Below are 15,774 nucleotides of genomic sequence, written 5' to 3'. Positions count from 1 at the left end.
GACGGGAAGCCGACGACTCGTTCCCGGCGTCCGGGCGGCATGGACGCGCTATTACAGCCAGGGTGATAATCGACTGTCACTGCACGCACCGCGGAGTCGCCAAAGGCCCAGTCCGGGTTCTGCTGTTGCTCAACCACGTCCCGACGCAGTTTGACAAGGACGCATGGCTCTGTTCCGGCGGTCCCCTTCGTCCAAAGCCGTGACACTGCCTGTGGGACCTGACACCGTAGGAGAGCGATAGTCGGCACGAGCCCACGACCGTTGCCAACATCGCCTCGACTTGGCGCCATGGTTCCTTCCACCAGTGATTTGAGCCCCGGACGCGTGCGGCACGGGTTGGGGGCCATGGCCCTGCTTCTCGTAGTCCTCATCTGGGGGGTGTTCGTCGTAGTCCCTGTCTGGCTTCAGGCCGCGCAGGGATGCTTCCCGAACTTCGACCTGGGTATCTATTCCCAGGCAGTGGCGCGCTTGTCGTTGGCGGAGCCCAACCCGTGGATCAGCGCGCGGCAGGTCTTCATCTTCAACGACCACTTCGACCCCATCCTCTGGGTGGCACATCCTCTGGCGCGGATAATCCCACCCATGTGGGCCGCGTTGGTCGTCGAGGCACTCTTCGTGCTGCTCACCGTGGCCCCCCTGCTCTGGCTCCACTTGAAGGGGTTGCTGAGCCGCAATGCCTTGGTTCTGCTCGCGGCACTCCTGCTGCTGAGTCCCAGCATGGTGGAGGCCATGAAGTTCCCCGTCCACCCAACGACGTGGTCCGTGCTGCCCTGGGTGCTGACGGGATTGGCCTTCCATCTGCGCCGCCAAGGATTGCTCCTGGCGTCGCTGGTCCTCCTGTTTGCCTGCAAGGAGGAGTTCGCTTTCGGAGGCGTCATGCTGACCCTCGCGCTGGTCCTGCGAGGGGAGCGACGCCTCGCGACATTCGTGGGGGCGCTGTCGCTCGCCTGGCTCGCATGGGTCTATGGGCTGCGCCCTTGGCTCCTGGGCCCCACCGTGGACTACACCTTCCGCCTCAGACAGGGGATGGAGGGAGGCTGGTTCCACTATCTCTCGCTCCGTCTGGCTCCGCCTCATGTGTCGCGCGTCGGCACCCTGACGCTGCTGTTCGTCCCACTGGGGGTCTGGGCATGGCGCGAACGGCTGCGGCCCGACTGGACCTGGCTGCTGGTCCTGCTCCCGATGCTGGGCATCCGCTTCCTCGGCATGGCCTGGCGGTTTCACTATGGCGTACCGGTCGTCGCCGCGGCGCTCATGGGCTTCCTGCCTGTCCTCCGCACCCGAAGCCCTCCCTGGTGGGTCATCGCCTCCACCAGCGTGGTGCTCCTCGCCAGCAACGAGCCGAACCTGCGGAAGCTCACGAGCACGCTTGTCTCTCCCCAGACCTCCCCGCGTCATTGTCCCAGGACACCGGAGCGACTGGCGAGCCTCTCTCGGGGCGTGGACATGCTCACCCAGCACAGCGAGGGCTCGGCGCTGCTGAGCAGCAACCTGGTCGCCTTGCTGGCGGACCGCAGCAAGATATACGCCGTGGGTGGCCCACAGCCGGACGAGGGGCGCGTCCATGAGTGGGTGCTCGTCGAGAAGCCTCCGCACGGTGACGTCTGGCCCCTCACCTCCACGCGAGTGCTGGAACTCATCGACGTCTGGCGCACAGATGCAAGCACGCAAGTCATTATCGATGACGAGAACGTTTTCATGGCGCGAGGGCGCTTTACTGCGCACCGCTGACCCCACACTTATTGGGTCGTGTCTCTATCAGTGTGTAGACGGCGAGGAGGGACGAGCGGGAGAGAGGGAAGGTCCTCGGCGAAGCCAACCGAGACGGTCCTCCTTTTGCGAGGAGGCCGAGGAGTTCCCCCGTCGTGGAAGATACAGAGAACGACTCAAGATTCGGGATTTGACTGGGTGCTCCGGCTCGACAAGGCCTACCGCGTGCTCGTCCGCGAGCAGCGCTTCATTCACAGCCGCGACGCGACCCTCCCCCCGTGCAGAACGTCCATCGGGAGCTTCCCGAAGACGGCCTCGCGACCGGCGTGGACGAGCCAGTCATGGATCGCCGGAGGGCTCCACCCAAGGCGGTCGTCTCGAAGGCGGCCCGTCCCCAAGGGGCCTCGGCGTGGTGAGCGGCGCCTTCCTCCCGTTCACTGCCGGGGGGAGCACTCGCTCGCGGGCTGCTCGGCGACGTATCGCTGCTTGACCCACCCCTCTCGTCCATTGAATTTCACCCGGACCCACCCCTTCATCTCCTGAGCCCTGGAGGGAGGAGTGAACACCAATGGAACACAGGTCGCCGTCGCTGGCAGCTTGTCGAGCTTCGCTCCCAAAGCACGTGACTGAGGCCTCTCGCGCAGCCAGAGCACATCGTCTGCCGCCACATCGACGACCTTGAGGAAGTGCCTGAATCGAGCCTCATCGACCAACGGTGCGCTCTTCCGACCTTCCGCGTCGAGCAGGTAGCTCCAGCCACTGTGAGTGCCTGCCACGCCCACGACCCCCGTCTCCCGGAATGGCTTGCCCACCTTCAGGAGCTCCGCCCTCACGGACTGAAGCGCCTTCACGTGCGGAAGGCTGATGCCACATCCGTACCAGAGTGAGAACACCACCTCCTCCGTCCAGGACACATCCAGGAAACACCAGCTGATCGCCCCCTCGTCTAGCGAGGCATATTCGCCGCCGTACCGCTCGAGGGCCGTGTCCTTGGCGGACTGGCCTCGTTCCGTCGAAGTGAACCTCCGCACCTCGAGGTTCGCGCTGACGCGCTGCCCCCCATCCGCACGGAGGTTCTGCAACGTCCACCGCCCGACCGGTGTGGTCGCGTCGCAGAGGAAGTCCCGGTTCCAAGCTCCCGGCTCTCGCGTGGTCGCACTGCAGAGGGTACCTCCCATCCTCTCGGTCGACGACCGGCTCGCGTCCACACGCCTGGCCCCGGTTGGGGCAAGAACCGCGTCGATTGCGGCAAGGGTGGTCGCGACTTCGTCCGGAGTCTCGGCGTGCGCGCCCCCCGTCACGGTCTGAGTCACGAGCATCAAGAAGCCAAGGAGACCGACCCGACGGAACGCCCTCGACCCACGACCCCGCATCATCACGACCTCCCCTTTTCCCCCAGGTACGCCCTGACACCGCAAAGCCCACTCGGGAGAATCAAGCACGGGGGATGACGCGGCTTCAACACCGGCCTCGCTGTCTTGACGCGGATGCGTCCTGACGCGGCCAGACAAAGACAGCCGCCTGCCCTTCGTCGCCGGAGCCAGTGGGCGTCACCGCCGACGCCTTGATGTCCATTGCCAGCGATTGCCCAAGTGCACCAACGCGATAAAGCCCGTCACCCCGAGCGATGGAGCCTCGACACGCGCGACTGGACACCCGCCGGCCCCGTCCGCCTCGGCCCCTCACCGAATCTCACCCCGGCAGTGCAGGAGTTGAAGCGCTTCGGTTGAATCCTTTCTGCGGCCTCATCCACTTCCGCACCGGCACCCATAGCGTGCGCCTCGGCACGGACGCAGGTGTGCGCTCCCGCGCGGCTCGGACGTCGGCCTGGCCGAAGGGGATACGCTCTCGCCATCGTGCAGGACCTGTCGTGGTGCTGTGCACGCCCTTGCACAATCCGGTGGTGAGGGAACGATATCCTCGCTCTGCCCCGCCATGGCCCATGTCGTGCAAATGGGAGACGGGTTGAACGACATCGCTGCCGCCCACACTCCCATGCTCACCTCTCCCCCGCGTCCCGCCCCTTCAGGATATCCGTGCCTCTGCGTGTCGTTGGTCCTCCTGGCCTGGCTGGGCTGCCGCTCGCAGCCTCCTCCTTCCGAGCCCGTCGCCACGTCCACGAGCACGACCGTCACCGCGCCCTTCGACGTCGCCGCCGTCATGAGGCAGGTCCACTTCGCCTATCGCCCCTCGGGGGAGGAGTGGAGCGGTGGCCACTCGACATATGACGTCCGGGCCTCGGTAGAGGGGCTGGCCCTGACGCCTGTCCTGCCCCGGGAGGGCGCGCCGAAGAGCGAGCCACTGCGGCTGGGGCAGGCGCGGATTCAGCGGGGAGGCGTTCGACTGACGACGGGGAAGACGAAAGGAAGCGTGGACGCGGAGGGGCGCCTCCTGCTGGAGCGCGAGGAGCTCACGGAGCATCTGAGCAACGCCGAGGATGGCGTCACCCAGTCATGGCGGCTCGACCGCGCGCCGCCGGGAGACGGAGACCTCCGGTTGGACATACCGGTCAGCGGGCTCTCCTTCGCGGGGAGCACGGCCGATGGGCTCCACTTCGCGACGCCTCGGTCGGCGCTCGGGTTCCGCTATGGCCATGCCGCCTGGGTGGATGGCGAGGGCCGGCGCACGGAGCTTCCTTCCGGGTATGCGAATGACACCATCGGAGTCACCGTGCCGGAGGTGCTCCTGAAGTCCTCCGCCTTCCCAATCACCCTCTCGGTGGTCATCACTCCCGAGCAGGGAGTGGACCTGCCCATCCAGGGGCCCGCCTGGGGGAACTGGATGCACGGCGTCGCGGTGGGCTCCAATGGCACCGACTACCTCGTCGTCTGGTTCGACTTGCGCGACGGCACTGCACCCAATCTCTTCGGCGCGCGGGTCTCGAGCACAGGCGTGGTGCTGGACCCCGCTGGCATCAGCATCTCCTCGGAACGTGGCGACCGGCTATCGGCGACGGTGGCGTCGAACGGCGCCGACTACCTGGTCGTCTGGACGTCCACCGACTCCGTAGAAAATGAGCGGAGGGAAGACATCCGGGCCGCCCGAGTGACGAGCGGCGGACACGTGGAGGACACACCGAGCATCCTCCTATCGCCCGACAACCATGCCGAACGCATGCCGAGCGTTGCCTCGGTGGGCCCGGACTACCTCGTCGTCTGGGAGCGGTGGCGTTACGGCGGCGCGGAGCGGAGCATCGTGGCGACGCGCGTGACGAGCGCGGGCCAGCGGCTCGAACCCGTGACTTTGAATCTGTCGGACCCGGAGCGTGACCACCTCACGCCCTCGGTGGCATCCAATGGCACAGAGTACCTCGTCGCCTGGCTCGAGCTACGCACCACGGGAGAGCAAGCGCTTCTCGGAGCGCGTGTCTCACCGCAGGGAGAGGTGGTGCCGGAGTCCCGCCGCGTCATCGCCGGCAATCCCCAGGGACTGCCGACAAGCCCGGCGGTGGCATCCAATGGCGCAGGGTTCCTCGTCGCATGGGTGGACCGTCAGGAAGGCGACGCGAGAGGCAGCTACTGCGCGCGCCTCTCCTCCGCGGGCGACGTGCTGGACACGACGGGCCTGCGCATCTCCTCACAGCCCCCCACCAGCTTCGACGCCAGGCTGCGCGTGGCGGGCAATGACGTGGACTACCTCGTCGTCTGGGAACAAGGTGATGGCATCCACGGCGTCGTCGTCCCCCCCGAAGGGATGCTCGGGCCCCAGCGGGTGCTGAGCGCGAATACCTCTCTCTTGAGGCACGACACTCCCGACGTAGCGTCGAATGGTACGGACTTCTTCGCCGTCTGGGAGACGTGGAATGTGACCACGGACTTCTTCTCCTCCACGATTCAGGGGACCCGGGTGACAGGAGCGGGGACGGTGGTGGATGCGCCCTCGCCGCTGCTCGTCACCGCCGCGAGCAACACTCAAAGCGCGCCAGCGGTGGCGACCAATGGCACGACCTTTCTCGCCGTGTGGAATGACTTTCGCGGTGGAGCGTCGGACATCATCGGCGCGCGAGTGTCCCTCTCTGGCGAGCTCCTGGATCCACAGGGCATCGCCATTGCCGCCGCCGAATTCGATCAGCGAACGCCCTCCATTGCCTCCAATGGCTCGGACTATCTCGTCTTGTGGGACACCCGTGACCCAAACGTTTCGACCCGTTCCGTTATCAAGGGCGCGCTGGTGGCCGGGGCCGGACAGGTGTTGAGCCCCACCCCGCTGAGCTTCCCCTCCGGGGCGTGGTACGTGGCAGGGAGCGCGGCCGTGGCCTCGAACGGGACGGACTACCTCGTCGTCTGGGAGAGCTACGACCTCGGCAGCAGCGCCGTTCTCGGGGTTCGGGTGACGCGCGAGGGCGACGTGCTCGACAGTCCATTCCTGGTGCTGGCCAGAGCCCGGGAGCACGCGTGGCCGGCGGTCACCTTCAACGGGGAGCACTACTTCGTCGTCTGGCTGAACAAGCGGACCCTCACTCCCGGCGAATGGGAAGTCCATGGAGTACGCGTGACGAGCGCGGGCGTGGTGGTGGACCCTCCAGGCCGGCGACTCGCCGCCATCCCCGCTGAGCCGAGCGACCTGCGACTGGCCTCGAATGGGAAGGACGCCCTGGTGGTCTGGCGCGCCGGTAACGCCGTCCGTGCGGCGCGCGTGACGCACGAGGGAACGAGCCTGGACCCCTTCGGTATCCTCGTTGCCCAGTCACCCAGGGGGCTCACTTCCGCGCGCGTGGCCTCCCTGGGGACGGAGTACCTCGTCGTCTGGCGGGACTTCCGGAACGAGTCCCCGGACACGTCCACCTACCGTTTCAAGGGTGACATCTATGGGGCCCGGGTGACGGGGGCGGGGCTTGTGCGCGAGCCAGCAGGGCTCGCCATCTCCGCATCCGCGTCGGTTGAGTCGATGCCCGCCATCGTCTCATCCCCGCTGCGCCGGTCCGCGTTCGTCGTCTACGAGCGCTATGACGACTCGCCGTCCTTCATGAGCCGGCGAGTCCGGGGGCGATTCGTCTCCTTCAACGACAACGAGCCGCCCGCCGCCATGGACCAGGGCCTCCTGCTCCCCGAGGACTCCTCACTCCCCTTCACCCTCCAAGGCACGGACCCCGAAGGGCTGGGGCTCTCCTATGTCCTGGGGCCTGCGCCATCGCGTGGCACGCTCACTGGTACGGGCGCGGACTACCGCTACACGCCTACGTCCCACTTCCATGGCTCCGACAGCTTCACCTTCCAGGTCTCGGATGGAGAGCTGCTCTCCGCGCCCGCGACCGTCTCGTTCCAGGTGACGCCCGTCAATGATGCGCCGTCGGTGCCGGAGCCGCTGGCGCCGACGGATGGCTCCGAGTCCGAGGGCGGGCTCTCCACCTTCCGCTGGAGTGCCTCCACGGACATCGAAGGGGACGCCGTGAGCTATCACCTGGAGTTCCTCCGGGATGGCGTGGTGTCGCGGACGCACGTCGCTTCGTCGACCACGTACACGCTGCCCCTGGCGGAGGCCCTTCCCGAGGGGCGGTACTCCTGGCGAGTGCGGGCCGTGGATGAAGGGAATGCCTCGAGCGCGCCCTCCTCGGAGCGTGTCCTCGTCTCCCTGCCACGGAAGAACCTGCCGCCGACCGCGAGCGGCCAGACCGCCTCCACGAACGAGGACACCGCGCTGCCCCTCCTCCTCCAGGGGCAGGACCCAGAAGGACAGCCCCTCACCTTCACGGTGACGACGCCTCCAACGAATGGCGTCCTGACAGGACAGGGGGCCGCGTTGACATACGTGCCTCGCGAGAACTTCCACGGCACCGACAGTCTCGTCTTCACGGTCTCCGACGGCGCGCAGTCATCCGCTCCGGCGACGGTGTCCATCCAGGTCATGTCCATCAACGACGCGCCGACCGTCCCAGGGCTGTTGGCTCCCGAGAACGGGGTGGTCCTCGTGGAGGGAGCGCGGGTTGCGCTCCAGTGGGCGCCTTCCACGGATGTCGAGTCGGACGCCGTGGACTACGTCGTGGAGTTGCTCCAGGCGGGTGCCGTCATCCATCGCCATGTCATGGAGCCAGCGGCGCGTGAGCTCGTCGTCGAGGGAGGGCTGGCCCCAGGTGACTGGCGCTGGCGAGTGAGCGCGCGCGACGCGTGGGGGCCGCCAGCGCCCCCTCCGTGGAACGGTCCCTCACCGTGACTCCGAAGTCCGCCTTGCCGCCCTCGGCCACGCCGCGAACGGTGGTCACGCGGGAGGAGACACGCGTCGACTTCGTGCTCGAGGGCCATGACCCCATGGGCCGCATGCTCATGTTCAGCATCGAGTCTCTGCCGGAGCACGGCACCCTGGGGGGCGCGAGCGAGTATCGCAACTACACTCCCGCGGCGAACTTCCATGGCGAGGACCACTTCACCTTCCGCGTCTACAACGGCGAGACGTGGTCCGAGCCCGCCACGGTGACCCTCCAGGTGGCGTCCATCAACGATGTGCCTTCCGTTCCTCGGCTCCTCGCTCCCGCCGACGGAGCGGTGGTGGAAGGGGGCCTCGCCACGTTCCAGTGGGAGGCGTCCGTGGACGTCGACGGAGACCCGCTGGACTACGTGCTGGAGTTCCTCCAGGAGGGGCGCGTCGTCTGGACCTTCGCACTTCCCGGGGCCACGTCACGGGAGCTCGTGGGGGAGGATGAGCGGCTCGCGGTGGGCCGCTACTCCTGGCGGGTCCGGGCAGTGGATGGCCAGGGAGGCTCCAGCGACATGGCGCCCGAGCGCGCCTTCACCGTGGTGGCCCGTGTCCCGCCTCCCGATGATTCGCCTGGAGGCGACCCCGAGGCGCCGCCAGCTTCGGGGTGTGGCTGTGGGGCCACCTCGGGGAGCGCCTCGGCTCCGTTCGCCCTCGCGCTCCTGCGATGGCTCACGCGTCGCGGCGCCCGCGCTGCGCGAGTCCCGTCCTCTCTTCTCCCGAGCCGGAGCTGAGCGACGTGGCGGGTTGAAGGCGGAGGCGCGTGAGGCGCCTTTCATGCGTCTCAGCGCAGCCGACACTTGACTCTCTCGACCACGTGGGTCCCTTCGCCCACACGAAGCAGCGAGCCGAGATGGCGCCTCACGACCGACCTCCCTCCTGGCTGCGAGGTTAGATGTTGATGCGGGAGCTGACGGTGCGGATGTCCATCCCCAACGCGGAGAACTCGGCGGCGTGGGCGCGCAGGCACTCCACGAAGCGGGGGTGCACGTCCGCCTCCTCGTTCGCCAGCAGGAAGCCGTAGCTCGTCTTCGAGAGCATCCACGAAATCCACAGCATCTCCGTGGCCTCCTCCGGAGGCGGCGCGACGTCATGGTCCGCCTCCGTCGACAGCGCGCCCGCCTTGCCCCAGCGCAGGCCCAGGCACGCATAGAGCACCTCGCCCGCGTCGTCCCATTGGAGGTTGTTGGCCCAGGCATGGCGGAAGGTCGCGAAGTAGATGACGTACCGGCACAACTGCTTGAGCGCCTCCAGCTCTCCGGGCTGGGGCGCGTCCGTCTGGGTCACCGCGCTGACGGCCTTGGCGTGGGTCGCGGCGACCTTCGCGTCCAGGTCCATGCGCTCGGAGCGCACGAACCACGGCGCGGCCTTTCCCGGCACCGTCGCGCGCAGGTAGCGGCACACGAAGGCGGGCGCCGAGTGCGCCACCAGGTCGTCCGAGAAGCGCCGCACCTCGCACCACTGCGCCTCCAACGCCGCGCCGTGCTCCGCGAAGAAGGCATCCACGTGCTCCCCGACCAGCCGCCAGAACAGGCCCGCCGCGCGTGCGTAGCGGTGCGACTCGCAGATGGGCGGCGCGGGCGCGAAGCCCTTCCAGTCGTAGCTGCCCATCAGGTGCAACAGCCGCGTCTCCACGCTGCGCTCGGTGAGCGCGCTGGCGCGGGTGATGTAGCCGGTGGGGCCCACGAGGAAGCCGTTGGCGGAGTGGTTGATGAGGACCACCTCCCGCAGGTGCGGCATGAGCAGCCAGCGCAGCGGACTGCGGCGCAGATTGCGGTGCGCGGCGATGGCGTACTGCTCCACGTTGAAGTGGCACTGCCCCAGGTGGTTGCCCAGCTCCGTCTCCAGCGTCGCGCTCACCCGCGCCATCCGCTTGGCGGCCTCCCAGGCTTCGCCATCCGCGGGCGTATAGCTCCGCCGCGTCACGGGAGAGCCCGGCGCCGTCGCGCCCGGCTCGCGCATGCCCAGGATGATGCGCACCGGCAACAGCCGCCCCTCCACCAGCCGCAGCCGCACGTCCACGTCCGGCAGGCAGTGGACGCCGTCCTGCTCGTAAGCGTTCCACGGGAAGTAGAGCCGGAACGCCTCCGGGTCGCCGGGGGCCTCCGGGTCTCCATCCATGAGGGTGGAGAACATGCCGTTGAGCAGCCGCTCTCCGAAGAAGGCGTCGGTGCGCGTGGAGCCCGGCGACTCGCGCTCCATCCGCACCGTCATCGCCTCCGGATAGTCCGCCTGAATCCTGTCCAGGCTCGGCGCCTGCCCCAGCCGTCCCTGGAGCAGGTGGCGGCGCTTGACGAGCTCGATGGGCGCCACCGACTTCAGCATCGCCAGCGCGCGCCCCGGCGCGTAGGCCGTGGGCGGAGTCCCCTCCTCCGTGACGAGCAACCGGGCCAGCGGCGTCGTGGGGTCGTACTCCCAGTAAGGCAGCCGCAGCGTGCCGAAGTCGTAGTGGAGCCCACCATGGTCATCCGGCCCCTTCTCGGAGCCGATGCGGCGCCATGCCTCCACCACCCGCCCATCCGGGCGGAAGCTGTGCTGGGGCTCGAAGAAGCGCACCTCCAGGTCGGGCAGGTCATTCACGCCCGCGTCGGCCGGGTCATAGCGAATGGAAAAACATCCATCCGAGTCCGTGAAGCCCTCCCCCAGGAAGTCATCCGGCGTGCCGAAGTCCCGGTCCCACAGCTCCACCTTGATGTGATGCAGGGGAATGGGGCCCTGGGGCCCGTCCTGCTCGAAGACCAGCCGCCCGACCGCGACGGCTGGCAGCGTGCTGGGCTCCCTCGCGGGACGGACAGCCCGGACGCGCGGTGCGAGCTCGCGGCTGATGGCCAGACGCTCCTCGAGCGCGAGCCCCGAGTACCACCGGGACAGCTCCTCCGCGTCGAGCACCTCGTTGCTTCCGCTCTCGCGTCCTTTGCCCCCGAGAGCGCCCATCCATCGGCGCAGCGCCGCGAACATCATGCCCGTCCCCATGTCGCGGGCGCGCCCGTCCCAACGTCTGTCATCAGCCCCACCTCTCCGGGTCACACTCGCGCTCACGTCAGACGCGTGTTCAATGCGTTCCTGCGCTCAGCGACGCCGGCTTCATTCCCTGGGGAGGATACCATGGCTTGAGGTCCTACTTTTCTCGTTCTACGGTCTGCGCCCGCTACACAGAGGGTTCCATGACTGTCGAGTACAAACTCACGATTCGGACGGGCACGAAGCTCGGCGCGGGGACGGATGCGAACATCTCCATCGTCCTCGTGGGCACGCGAGGACAGAGCGCCCCCTGCGTGCTGGACAAGCACTTCCACAACGACTTCGAGGCGGGCGCGGAGGATGAATACGCCCTCGCCTCCGAGGACCTCGGTGACCTGGTCCTGTTGCGCTTCAGCAACGCGGGCGGCGTGGCGGCCGATTGGCTGCTCGACTGGGCAACCGTCACGGCCGGAGAGAAGCAGTGGCGCTTCCTTTCTACCGGTGGGTGCTGGGTGGCGCCACGGTCGACGTGCTCGAGGGGACCGCGAAGCTCGCTCGCCGTGCAGGCAGCGAGCGCGAGTCCACGGCGCGGCGCGAGCTGCTCGAGGCCCGCCAGCGGATGTACCCGTGGCGCGCGCCTGAGATGACCGAGGGCTTCCCGGCGCGCTCGACCTCAGCGAGGGGAGGTCCCTGCCGAAGGACGAGCTCTACCGGGGCCTGACGGAGGGCAGCTACGAAGTGGTCATCGCCAAGACGCTGGCGGCCATCAAGCTGAACCTGCCCATGCTGACCCGCGCCTGGAACGGGCTGGTGGACATCTTCGACTTCTTCAAACACCTGGAGGTGCCCCAGCTCGCCCAGCGCTGGAAGGACGACCTCGAGTTCGCGCGACAGGCCATCCAGGGCATCGCCCCCCTCCACATCACGCTCATCCCCAGTCTGCCGGAGGGCATGCCGCTCACCGACGACGACGTCCGAGGCCTCTTGTCGCCCGGCACCACGCTGGCCAGGGCGCTCGACGCCAAGCGCATCTTCCTGCTCGACTTCGAAATCCTCGACGACATCAGGATGTACCGGAAGGTCGGCGAGGACGGCGTCGAGGAGCGACGCTGGGCTCCCGCGGCGCGCTGCCTGCTGTACCTGGATGACCAGCGTCAGCTGCGGCCGCTGGCCATCCAGCTCGGGCGCGACGCCCAGAAGGACCCCGTCTTCACGCCGAACGACGACGCGTACGACTGGCTCGCCGCGAAAATCTACCTCCGGTGCAGCGAGGGCAACGCGCACCAGATGGTGACGCACGCGCTGCGCACACACTTCGTGGCGGAGCCGTTCGTCATGGCGACGATGCGCAACCTGCCGGACCCGCACCCCGTCTACAAGCTGCTGCGGCGGCACTTCCGCTACACGCTCGCCATCAACGAGGGCGCACGCAAGGGCCTGCTCGACACGGGCGGGGTGTTCGACGACTTCATCGCGACGGGCGGCCCCGACAAGGGCCACCTCCAGTTGGGCAAGAAGGGCTTCCAGCGCTGGACGCTGGCGGACAACAAGCCCCGTCAGGACCTCGAGCGGCGGGGCGTGCTGGACCCGGCCGTGCTCCCCAACTACCCGTACCGGGACGACGCCCTGCCCTTGTGGGACGCGTTCGAGGAGTACGTCGGCGGCGTCCTCAGGCACTTCTACCGGACCGATGCCGACCTCGAGGCCGACACCGAGATGCAGCAATGGTGGAAGGACCTCACCGAGCACGGGCTGCCCGTGGACAAGCTGCCCTGCCGGGAGCTGCGCCGCGTCGACGACCTGATCGACATCCTCACCACCGTCCTCTTCACGGTCAGCGTGCAGCACGCGGCGGTGAACTACCTGCAATACGAGCACTACGCCTTCGTACCGAATGCGCCCCTGAGCATGCGCCGGGAGCCCCCCCGGCAGAAGGGGACGCTGCGTGCCGAGGACATCCCCGAGATGATTCCCACCAAGTCCCAGATGCTCTGGCAGGTCGCCATCGGCCGGGCGCTCTCCAGCTTCGGAGACGACGAGGAGTACCTGCTGCACGAGGGCGGCTGGCGCGAGGAGTACTTCCACGAGCCGGAGCTGGTGGCCATCCGCCAGCGGTTCCAGGAGCGCCTGCGCGCCCAGCGCGAGGCGGTGGAGGCGCGCAACGCGGGCGCCGAGGTGCCCTACACCGTCCTGCGTCCCGACCGGATTCCCTGCGGCATCACCGTCTGAGCCACTGGAGACACACGCTCATGCCCAACCTGCTCTCTCGAGGTCTCTTCAGCCTGTTCTTCGGTGGCCGGCGCAAGCCCCTGGCCAGCCTGCCGGGCCCCCGCCGGGGATTCTGGGCAACATCGGCGACTTCCTCGGCGCCCAGCCGTGGGACGTGTGCGCCCGCTACGCGCGCACCTACGGCCCCGTCGCCGTCACCGGCTGGGGCCCAGCCCGGCGCTGGTGCTCAATGACCCCACCCTCATCCACGAGGTGCTGGAGACGCGCCGGCTGGAGTTCGAGAAGGGCAACATCGGCGACCAGATTCGCCACTCCGTCACGGACGACACGCCCTTCATCGCCCAGCAGGGCGAGGACTGGGCTCGCAAGCACGCCATGGATCCGCTCGCCCAGCCGTGGACGCCCACCTGGCAGGCGGCCCAGGTGGAGCCCCTGCGCGCGGCCATCCTCGAATCGGTGGAGGCGCTGCTCCAGCAGCCCTCCATCGACCTGACGCCCACGCTGCGCAAGCTGACGTTCGATGCGTTCTGCGTGGCCACGGTGGGCGAGAAGCTGCCCACGTCCGTGTACGACGACTTCATGCTCCTGGCGGCGGCGGCCGACGCGCGCATCCAGGCCAAGCTGCCGTTGAAGTTCGTCTCACCGCCCAAGGGTTTCGCGGATGCGAAGGAGCGCTTCTACGGCCTGTTCCTGGACAAGGTTCGCGCGGCGCGGAAGGACCCGGCGCCGCACCGCGTGGACCTGATGTCGTGGACGCTGCGCGAGATGCCCCAGCTCGATGACGTGGTGCACGCGCACCTGCTCGGCGGGTTCTTCTTCGGCGGCGTGTTCTCCTCGAGCACCACCCTGGTGGGCGCCTTCCATCAGCTGAACAAGTACCCCGCCACCGAGGAGCGGCTGGCGCTGGAGTCCGCCGCGCTGGCGCAGGGGCCGCTCACCCTGGAGCGCCTGAAGGACGCGCCCTGGGGCGAGGCCGTCGCCTACGAGGCCCTGAGAATCCTGCCCGCGGTGCGCATCTTCCTGCGCCGCACGCCGCCCACGCCGACGCGGCTGGCGGAAGTCACGCTGCCGCCGGGCACGACGCTCATGATTTCGAACCAGCACCTGCACCGGGACCCCAGCCACTGGACGGACCCGGAGACGTTCGCCCCGGAGCGCTGGCTCGACGGGGGCGCGGCCCGGAATCCGCACGGCAGCGGCCACTTCTTCCCCTTCGGCCGGGGTCCTCGCGCCTGCGTGGCCGGGGACTTCGCCATGGTGTACCTGCGCACGGCCCTGGCCACCGTCTCCGCCCGCGCGCGCATCCACGTCGACTCGACGGAGCCCTTCGAGGAGGGCTTCTTCTTCGGCGTGGTGCGGCCCCAGGGTGTCACGGGCAAGCTCGTCCCGCGCCAGCAGCAGACCCTTCACCCTCCCACGGGAGCCCCTCCTCCCCCCGCAGTGGAATCCGCATGACCTTGTTCCGACATCCCCGAGACCGCATCCCCGTCCTGCTGTTCACCCTGGTGTTCGCCCTGGACCTGACGGTCTTCTTCACGGCGCGAAGCTGGTGGTTCCCCATCCTCTGGCTCGCCCTGGGAGTGATTCCCAAGGGGTGGATCAGCGCGTGGAACCACCACCACCAGCATGTGCCCATGTTCCGTCATGCGCTGCCCAACCGACTCCTGGAGGTCATCTTCGGCTTCCAGACGGGCGTGACGTCCCATGCGTGGTTCCTGCACCACGTGCTGGGCCACCACCGCAACTACCTGGACCAGACCCAGGACGAATCGGCATGGAAGCGCCGCGATGGGTCCACCATGGGCGAGGTGGAGTACTCCGTCTTCAACGCGCTCGTCGCCTATCCCCGCGCCTTCCGCGTGGGCCGCTCATATCCCAAGGTGATGCGCGTCTTCCTGGCCATGGGCGCGCTCCAGGTCGCACTGCTCGGCGTGCTGTTCTGGCACGACTGGTACAACGCCCTCTGGGTGTTCCTGCTGCCCATGGTGGCGTCGCTCTACGTCACCGTCTGGGCCACCTACTTCCACCACGTGGGGCTGGAAGCGACGGAGCACACCCACGCCTCGTACAACATCCTGCACAAGGGCTACAACCTGATGACCGGCAACCTGGGCTACCACACCGCGCACCATGCGAAGCACGGGCTGCACTGGTCTCAACTGCCCGAGCTTCACGCGCAGCTCGCCCAGGACATTCCGGCCACGCACTACCGGCAGCCGGGCATCCCCTTCGTGTGGACCAACCCGGAGGCGAAAATCGAGCCGACCGAGGCGGAGTTCGGCGCCATCACCCCGTGATAGGCGAACGCCGGACGTGGTGTACGAGGTGCGAGCGAGCGAAGCGCCCCGGCCGAGGCGACAACGCCCCTGACTCAGGGGGCATGCGTCCCGCGGAGCTCAACCTCGCGTGGGCGTCGGGTTCTGCAAACCTAGGAGACGAGCCTCCAGCGCCAGCAGGCCCCCTGTCCCTCCCCAGAACTCGGCCGCCACGTCGAGGGTGGGACAAAGCGAGTGAGCAACGTGCCGGAACGACCGTCACCGCGGCGTGGACGGCTGCGAGAACACAAGTCGTTACGAGGAGCGTTCGGCACGCGAACTGGCTGACTCCGTGGACAAGCCCCCACCGCGCATAGTCCACGCCGCGAACTGCGCGCCAGCCAATACCACCTGGCGCGCAACGAGGAGC

The 15,774-nt window shown here is 68.2% G+C and carries 9 protein-coding genes; 7 read left to right on the top strand and 2 right to left on the bottom strand.

Annotated features, from left to right (window positions below; all coding sequences use genetic code 11):
* The first annotated feature begins 288 nt into the window (after positions 1–288).
* Positions 289–1,731 (top strand): DUF2079 domain-containing protein, encoded by a 1,443-nt coding sequence (locus tag QEG98_RS09735; protein WP_316566535.1) that lies wholly within the window; start codon positions 289–291, stop codon positions 1,729–1,731.
* 413 nt (positions 1,732–2,144) lie between these two features.
* Here the strand turns inward: QEG98_RS09735 and QEG98_RS09730 are convergent, their stop codons facing one another.
* Complete coding sequence (locus tag QEG98_RS09730) at positions 2,145–3,032, bottom strand: hypothetical protein (RefSeq protein WP_316566534.1); 888 nt, start codon at positions 3,030–3,032, stop codon at positions 2,145–2,147.
* A gap of 724 nt (positions 3,033–3,756) precedes the next feature.
* Here QEG98_RS09730 and QEG98_RS09725 point away from each other — a divergent pair.
* Both QEG98_RS09725 and QEG98_RS09720 read left to right on the top strand, forming a co-directional pair.
* Positions 3,757–7,860, top strand: coding sequence for a cadherin-like domain-containing protein (locus QEG98_RS09725; RefSeq protein ID WP_316566533.1), 4,104 nt, complete (start codon positions 3,757–3,759; stop codon positions 7,858–7,860).
* The gene (locus QEG98_RS09720; protein WP_316566532.1) at positions 7,857–8,633 is read left to right on the top strand and encodes an Ig-like domain-containing protein; all 777 of its coding nucleotides are present in this window, start codon (positions 7,857–7,859) and stop codon (positions 8,631–8,633) included. The genes QEG98_RS09725 and QEG98_RS09720 overlap by 4 nt, the downstream gene beginning before the upstream one ends.
* Positions 8,634–8,790: 157 nt before the next feature.
* Here the strand turns inward: QEG98_RS09720 and QEG98_RS09715 are convergent, their stop codons facing one another.
* Positions 8,791–10,872, bottom strand: coding sequence for a lipoxygenase family protein (locus tag QEG98_RS09715; RefSeq protein WP_316566531.1), 2,082 nt, complete (start codon positions 10,870–10,872; stop codon positions 8,791–8,793).
* A gap of 191 nt (positions 10,873–11,063) precedes the next feature.
* On the opposite strand from QEG98_RS09715, the gene QEG98_RS09710 reads away from it, so the two are divergent.
* The 4 genes from QEG98_RS09710 (at position 11,064) to QEG98_RS09695 (ending at position 15,386) form a co-directional block, all read left to right on the top strand.
* A complete protein-coding gene (locus QEG98_RS09710; protein WP_316566530.1) occupies positions 11,064–11,507 on the top strand; it encodes a PLAT/LH2 domain-containing protein in 444 nt (147 codons plus the stop codon).
* Positions 11,508–11,598: 91 nt separating this feature from the next.
* Positions 11,599–13,089 (top strand): lipoxygenase family protein, encoded by a 1,491-nt coding sequence (locus QEG98_RS09705; protein ID WP_316566529.1) that lies wholly within the window; start codon positions 11,599–11,601, stop codon positions 13,087–13,089.
* Positions 13,090–13,236: 147 nt separating this feature from the next.
* Positions 13,237–14,544 carry a cytochrome P450 gene (locus QEG98_RS09700; RefSeq protein ID WP_316566528.1) on the top strand — a complete coding sequence of 436 codons (1,308 nt, stop codon included), beginning with the start codon at positions 13,237–13,239 and terminating at the stop codon, positions 14,542–14,544.
* Positions 14,541–15,386 (top strand): fatty acid desaturase, encoded by an 846-nt coding sequence (locus QEG98_RS09695; RefSeq protein WP_316566527.1) that lies wholly within the window; start codon positions 14,541–14,543, stop codon positions 15,384–15,386. Before QEG98_RS09700 ends, QEG98_RS09695 begins: the two co-directional genes overlap by 4 nt.
* The last annotated feature ends 388 nt before the right edge of the window (positions 15,387–15,774 follow it).

The organism is Myxococcus sp. MxC21-1, assembly GCF_032612255.1.
Lineage (GTDB): Bacteria > Myxococcota > Myxococcia > Myxococcales > Myxococcaceae > Myxococcus > Myxococcus virescens.
The sequence above is the reverse complement of the archived record's forward strand: the minus strand, read 5'-3'. Positions and strand labels throughout refer to the sequence as shown.